This is a genomic window from Streptomyces sp. NPDC044003 (assembly GCF_056435185.1).
The window spans coordinates 124,975-131,930 of the sequence record NZ_JBWKFA010000016.1 but is presented as its reverse complement, the minus strand read 5'-3'; the positions used below and the strand labels follow the sequence as shown (position 1 = coordinate 131,930).

Sequence of the window (6,956 nt, the reverse complement as noted above, 5' to 3'; positions counted from 1 at the left end):
CCCTGACCTGCCACGTCGAGGTCGTCATGAACTGCTGCAACTGCTGGTGATCGACACCGAGCCGTTCAGCCATCGGCTGCATCGACTTCCTGCGGGCGTCCAGCAGTAGCCCCCGCAGATACAAGGCACCCTTCGCCCGCTGGTCCCGACGCACCAACGGCGCGAACACCTCCGCCGCGAACTCCTCCAACCGGCCCCGCACCCCAGCAAGCTCCCCAACCCTCATACAGCCAGCGAACTACCAACCACCCACCACGACAAGACACCTAACAAAGCACTACTAGGGCCTGTCCGGCGGATCTTGGTGACGCGCCCTGCCTCATGGAGCATCGTTCTGTTGGTGGGGCGGGGAGATCTGACGGACGACGAGTGGGCTCGGTTGGCAAGGCATCTGCCGAAGCCGGGTGGCAGGGGTGGGCGGTGGTGTGATCACCGGACGGTGATCAACGGGGTCCTGTTCCGGATCCGCACCGGCGTCCCGTGGCGGGACCTGCCGGAGAGGTTCGGCAGCTGGAAAACCGTGTACGAGCGTCACCGTCGCTGGTCAGCGGACGGTACTTGGGAGCGGATTCTCGATGCGGTTCTGGCGGATGCCGACGCCGCCGGGCGGATCGACTGGAGCATGGTGAGCGTGGACTCCACATCGTGCCGGGCCCATCAGCACGCGGCCGGGGCGCCGCGCAGAACGCCCCGGGTTCCCCGGCGGAGAGCGATACCTCGCCGGCACCGGGCTGACGAGGGGTTGGGCCGTTCGCGGGGCGGTCTGACCTGCAAAATTCACCTGGCCGGGGAGGGCGGCTGCCGGCCACTGGCCTTGTTGATCACGCCGGGGCAGTGGGGCGACAGCCCGCAGCTGATCCCGGTGCTGGAACGCATCAAGGTGAAGCGCGCCGGGGGCGGACGTCCGCGTACGCGTCCCGATCACCTGGGCGGAGATAAGGCGTACAGCTCGCGCCGTAACCGCCGCTATCTGCGTCGGCGGCAGATCAAGCACACCATCCCCGAGCGGCGGGACCAGCGGGCCCACCGCCGGCGCCGCGGCAGCGCAGGAGGCCGACCGGCCGGCTTCGACCGGCAGATGTACAGGCGCCGCAACGAGGTCGAGCGGACGATCAACTGCCTGAAGCACTCACGCGGTGTGGCCACGCGCTACGACAAGCGCGCCTACGTCTTCCACGGCACGGTCGTCGTGGCTTCGATCCGCCTCTGGCTCAGGTCGTAATCAGCCGATGAGCAGGGCATCGGTCCACTTGCGTGGGACAGTGCAGTCACTACCACTGGCTGTCATCGCGCTGCCCAACCGCAGAGCGGCCAGGCGATCCCGGCAGAAAACAGTCGCCGTGTACTTGGTCTTCCTGATTACGATCAGGATGTGACCACGTTGTTTCTGACGATCGGCCTGCCCGGGGCCGGCAAGACCACGAGGGCTCGGCAACTCGCCGAGGAGCACAACGCCCTGCGGCTGACGCCGGATGAATGGATGATTCCGCTGTTCGGCGAGCCGGAGGCGAATGGGAAGCGCGACGTGCTGGAAGGACGGCTCCTCTGGCTCGGTCTGGAGGCGCTCACGCTTGGAACCAACGTGGTCTTGGACTTCGGATGCTGGTCCCGTGACGAAAGGTCCGCGATCCGCTGGTTGGTGAAGTCTGCGGGGGCATCCTGCCGCCTTGTGTACGTGCCGGTGGACCATGAGACCCAACGTGCTCGAATCGCCCGCCGCCAGTCGGCCACCCCGAATCAGACCTTCCCGATGAACGAAGCGGACCTCGTGCACTGGAGGACGCTGTTCGAGGAGCCCGACGCCGCCGAACTCGAAGGGCATGAGATCGGAGCTCCGCCTCCTGGATGGTCGGGATGGCCGGAGTGGGCTGCCGATCGGTGGCCGTCGCTCGCCTGAAACCCAACCTTGACGCGACCCAACGCCGGGAGCGGCAACCTTGGGCACACTCGGGGATCAGCCCACGAAGTCGTGCCAGGCGTGCCGAGCCGAAAGATTCGCCGGACAGGCTCTAGCTCCGCAGTTCCTCCGGGCAGGCCGTGCCCCGCGACAGCTTGTACGGGGCGCCCAGGCGGTACACGCCCGCCTTCGGGGCGACGAGTTCCGTCCACTCGTCGCCCTCGATGTCCGCCTCCGCCTTGAAGAGGCAGCCCTTCTCGTTGGCGAAGACCTTGGGGAGTTCGGTCTCCGCATCCTCGCGGGCCAGTTTCGAGGCCTCCGTCTCCTGCGGCGGTTCGATCTTGCCGCCGTTCTCGTCCATGAGCGCCAGCCACGGCGAGTACGGGACGCGGATGAGGACCCGGCCGGGGCGGTCGACCCGGATCACGACCTCGTTCTCCTCCGCGCTCTGCACCTGGGCGGGCGGGTCCGCCAGCGGAGTCGGGTTCTCGACCTCGTACAGCCGCCAGTTCTCGTCCGACCAGACCTGGTTCAGGTACGGCAGGCCCTCGCGGACCAGCTCCGCCTCCTGCTCGGCGCCCGAGTCCGGGGCGCCGGTGGGCAGGACCACGTAGTGGACGGCCCAGCGGTCGAGCCACTCCTGATAGTTCGCGGCGTTCAGCGTGTCGTCGTAGAAGAGCGGGTTGCGCTCCATGTCCGCCTGCCGGTTCCAGCCGCGCGCCAGGTTGATGTACGGGCTGAGCGCCGAGGACTCGCGGTGGCTGGACGCCGGCACGACCTCGACCCGCGCCTTGCCCGCGTCCCGCACCTGGAGCTGGTTGACGAGCGGTGCCAGCTCGCGTGCCCAGGACGCGTCGGGGGCGGTGCGGATGACGTCGTCGACGCCCTTGAAGCCGATCCAGAAGTTCAGTCCTGCGACGGCGAGCAGCAGCGCGTACCAGCGGCGTGAGCGCGGCGCCGTGTACGGCAGCGCCGCGAGCAGTACGACGCCCGCGAAGAGCATCGGCAGTCGGGAGATGTTCGAGCCGATCTGCGAGTCGATCAGCCAGGTCAGGAGCGTGCCGATGGAGTAGACGGCCGCGGCCGTGCGGACCGTGCGCCAGTCCTTCGGTACGAGGACGAGGACGAGGACGCCGAAGAGCAGCGGCAGCGCCGTCGAGCCGAAGGCCATCGGCTGGGTGCCCGAGAAGGGGAAGAGCCAGGAGGAGAGAGCGACCACCGCGACCGGCGCGAGCCCGAGTGCGTACGCGCCCGGGCGTCGCTTGTTCAGGAACAGTGCCGCGGCCGCGACCCCGAGGAACAGTCCGGCGACCGGGCTGCACGCCGTCGCCAGACCGGCCAGCGGTGCGGCGACCGCCGCCTTCGCCCAGCGTTTGAAGCGCCAGCGGTGCGGCCAGCAGAAGACGGCGGCGACCGCGCCGAGCGCGAACATCATGCCGAGGCCGAAGGTCACCCGGCCCGAGAGCGCGTTGCACAGGAACGCGAAGACGGCCGCGATCGAGCAGACCATCGGGTTACGGACCGCCCGCACCCGCACCAGGATCAGCGCGGTCAGCGCCGCCGACAGCGTCCCGGCGACCATCATCGTGCTGCGCACGCCGAGCACCGACATCAGGTACGGCGAGACCACGCTGTACGAGACGGGGTGCATCCCGCCGTACCAGGCGAGGTTGTACGCGGAGTCCGGGTGCCGTCCGACGAACTCGGCCCAGGCGTCCTGCGCGGCCAGGTCCCCACCGCTGTTCGCGAAGAGGAAGAACCACAGGACGTGCGTGAGGGCGGCGAGCCCGGTGGCCACCATGACCGGGTAACGGCGCTTGCGCCGCGGGGCGGCGACGGGTGCGGGGGCGGGCTGTGCCCGGGTGGGCGCCGGTGCGGGGGCGGGGGCGGGCCGCTGGGTCGGGAGCACTATTCGCGAGAGCGAATCGGATCCGATATCGGCGTGCGAGTCGCGGGCGATGTCCCCGGGGTCACGAGCGTCATGGCCATCACGGTAGACGTCGGGGTCGGACTCCGCGCGGTCGGCGCGTGTCGGCTCGGCGGTGGTCACTGCGGCCCTCTCCCGTGCTGCCGTCTCGCTTCTCGCGCGGTCACGCGTGCTTCTCGTCCCCCGGAAACGCTAACAGCCGGGCACTCCGGAGAACCGGGGTGCCCGGCTGTTGCGGGTGACCTCTCGGCCCGGACTCACGACCCGGACTCGGCCCGGACCCGGCCCGGACTCGGCCCGGACTCACGGCCGGAACCGACCCGGACTCACGCCCCGGACCGACCCGGACTCACGGCCCGGACCGGCTTGACTCTCGGCCCGGACCCGGCCCGGACACTCGGCCCGGGACCGACCCGGACTCAAGGCCCGGACCGACCCGGACTCAAGGCCCGGACCCGGCCCGGACTCACGGCCCGAACTCTCGCCCGCGCCGTCAGCCCACTCGGGTGAGCTTCTTGTCGAAGCCCGGCTCCACCAGGTCCGTCTGGAGGGCGACCGGGGAGCTGACCTTGCCGGCTCCCGTACCGATCGACACCTGGCCGACGATGTCGCCCGCCTTGCCGGAGTGCGGGACGGCCTTGCCGCCGTCGCCGAGGTCCAGCTCCACCTTGAGGCCCGGCCAGCCGACCGCCTTGAGCTCCTTGGTCGCGATCACCGGGGTGCGGCCGCCGAGACCGTCGTCCACGTAGCCGAGGACCTGGCCCTTCTTGACCACGGCCGCCGAGGTGACGTCCTTCTGCGCCTGCTGGATCAGCTTGAGGCTGTTGTCGATGGCGAGCTGCAGCTTGTCGATGAGCATCTTGGCGTTCTTCGCCCCCATGACGATGCCGAGGATGCGGCGGTTCTGGCCGTCGACGACGGTGTTCGCCGCCCAGAGCAGATTGCCGCCGGCCGGGGTGGACGAGCCGGTCTTGATGCCGCTGACACCGTCGTGGAGCAGGATGTTGTTGTTGTTCTCGATCCGGCCGGGGATGCCGTCGACCGTCACGTTCGGCATGTTCACGATCGTGCGGAACACGTCGTACTGCATGACCGCCTTCGCCAGCTTCAGCTGGTCCTGCGGGGTCGACATCGTGCTGTCGAGCAGACCGGACGGGTCCGTGTACGTGGACTGGGTCATGCCCAGCTCCTTCGCGGCGGCGTTCATCTTCTCGACGAACGCGGCCTCCGAACCGGCGTCCCAACGCGCGAGCAGCCGGGCCACGTTGTTCGCGGAGGGGATCATCAGGAGCTCCAGGAGCTCCCTCTCCGTGTAGGTCTGACCCTCCTGGACCGGCGCCGTCGACTCCGAATCGTGCTTCGCCTGGTCGGCGGCCTTCTTGTCGATCGTGATCTCGGGGCCCTGCTGCTTCCCCTTGATCGGGTGGTCGCGGAGGATCACGTACGCGGTCATCGTCTTGGTCACGGACGCGATCGGAGCCGGCTTCTGCGCTCCGTACTGGCCCATGGAACCGACGCCCTCGACCTCGACGGCGCCCTGGCCCTCGTTGGGCCACGGCATCTGCAGCTCGCCGCCCTCGAAGGTGAACGTCGGCTCGGCCGACAGGGTCAGCTCGGTCGGGGGCAGCGGGCGGACCATCTGCACGATCGCAAAGACGATCAGGAGCAGCAGGACCAGCGGCGTCCAGATCCGCACCCGGCGCAGGGTCGTGCGCACCGCGCTCGGCGGCGGGGGCGGCGTGTTCGTCAGCTCCGCGAGCAGGTCGAGCGGGGGCAGCGGGGGCAGCGGCTGCTGCCGGGTCCGCTCCGGCTCGGCGAGCGCCGCCGGCGTGGGTACGGGGGCGGGCGCGGCCGTCTGCTTGGGCGCGGGCGCCTTGGGCGCGGCCGGGGCCTCGGGGGCGGGAGCCGGGGCGGCGGAGGCCTTGGCGGCCTCCTGTGCCGCCTTCTCGGCCTTCTGGTCGGCCTTCTGGTCGGCCGGGATGTCGGGGCGCAGCGCGCGGAACACGCTGGTGCGCTCGCTGTCGGAGTCCGCGGTCAGGCTGGGCGGAAGCTTCAGGGCGGTGGTCGGCTGGTCCACGACGGGCGGACGGACCATCTTGAACATGGTCGTCGGCTGGTCGACCGGCGCCTCCGCCGGCTCCTCGGCCGGCGCCTCGTCCTCGGAGGAGTCGTCGGCCGCGTCGGAGGAGTCCGAGGACTCCTCGGGCTCCGCCGGCTTGTCGTCGGCGGAGGGCTTCTCGGCGGCGACCGGCTTCCGCGTGGCGAACCAGGACGCGGAGGGCGCCTTGTCGTCGACGGGCGCCTTGTCCTCGACCGACTCCTCGTCCGTCTCGTCGTCGGACTCCTCGTCCGCCTCCTCGGGCCCGTCCTCGGGCTCGTCGTCCGGCTCGTCGTCCTGCGGCTCGTCCTCGCCCTCGGCGTCGTCGGCCTCGGCCTCGTCCTCCGGCTCGGGCTCACCGTCTTCCTCGGGCTCCGGCTCCTCGACCGACGTCTCCGACGCCTCCGAGGTCTCCGACACCTCCGAGGCCTGCGACGCCTGCGGCTCCTCCGCCGTCGCGACCCAAGCCGCCACGGCCGCCTTCAGCCGGTCGCCCTCCGACTCCGACTCCGACCCGGACTCCGACTCCGACTCCGACCCGGACTCCGACTCCGACTCCGACCCGGACTCCGACTTCGGCTCCGACCCGGACTCCGACTCCGACTCCGACTCGGACTCCGACTCCGACTCCGACTCCGACTTCGGCTCAGCCGCCGCCTTCGGCTCGTCGTCCTCCGGCGTGCGCGGCGCCAGCGTCTTGAACACGGCCGTCGGCTGGTCGACCTGAACCGCCGCGGACGGCGAGGACTCTGACTCACGGAGCACGGAAAGCCGAGGATCCCGGCCGCCGCCGCCCGAGGCCGCCGTCTCCTGAGACGACCCCTGCTGCTCCGCCTTGTCGGGGGACTCGCCCGCCACCGTGCCTCCTCCATGCGTCATACGTACGTCCGAACCGTCTACCAGTGTCCTGTGTGAACCCCTTGGCTCCCGTGCTAGACGAGAACGACATACCTACTGGTTCCCGGATGAACCACCCAGGCACTCTCGACAGATGAATGTGAGAGGGGTCACCCTGTCATTCATCCACGCGGGGA

At 70.1% G+C, this 6,956-nt stretch carries 5 protein-coding genes; 2 read left to right on the top strand and 3 right to left on the bottom strand.

From position 1 onward, the window contains the following. Positions 1-226, bottom strand: a 226-nt coding sequence (locus tag AC07AW_RS38300; RefSeq protein WP_478820064.1) for a transposase, incomplete at its 3' end; no start/stop codon positions are given. Positions 227-340: 114 nt separating this feature from the next. On the opposite strand from AC07AW_RS38300, the gene AC07AW_RS38295 reads away from it, so the two are divergent. After that, positions 341-1,222, top strand: a complete 882-nt coding sequence (locus AC07AW_RS38295; RefSeq protein ID WP_478820063.1) for an IS5 family transposase — start codon at positions 341-343, stop codon at positions 1,220-1,222. A gap of 150 nt (positions 1,223-1,372) precedes the next feature. Then, positions 1,373-1,897: a P-loop nucleotide/nucleoside kinase family protein gene (locus AC07AW_RS38290; protein ID WP_478820062.1), complete on the top strand. Its 525-nt coding sequence runs from the start codon at positions 1,373-1,375 to the stop codon at positions 1,895-1,897. Between the two features lie 112 nt (positions 1,898-2,009). On the opposite strand, the gene AC07AW_RS38285 is transcribed toward AC07AW_RS38290, so the two are convergent. After that, a complete protein-coding gene (locus tag AC07AW_RS38285) occupies positions 2,010-3,698 on the bottom strand; it encodes an MFS transporter (RefSeq protein ID WP_478820072.1) in 1,689 nt (562 codons plus the stop codon). A 619-nt stretch (positions 3,699-4,317) separates the two neighbouring features. Continuing rightward, entirely contained in the window at positions 4,318-6,780 is a 2,463-nt protein-coding gene (locus tag AC07AW_RS38280) for a D-alanyl-D-alanine carboxypeptidase family protein (RefSeq protein WP_478820061.1), read from the bottom strand. Positions 6,781-6,956: the final 176 nt, after the last annotated feature.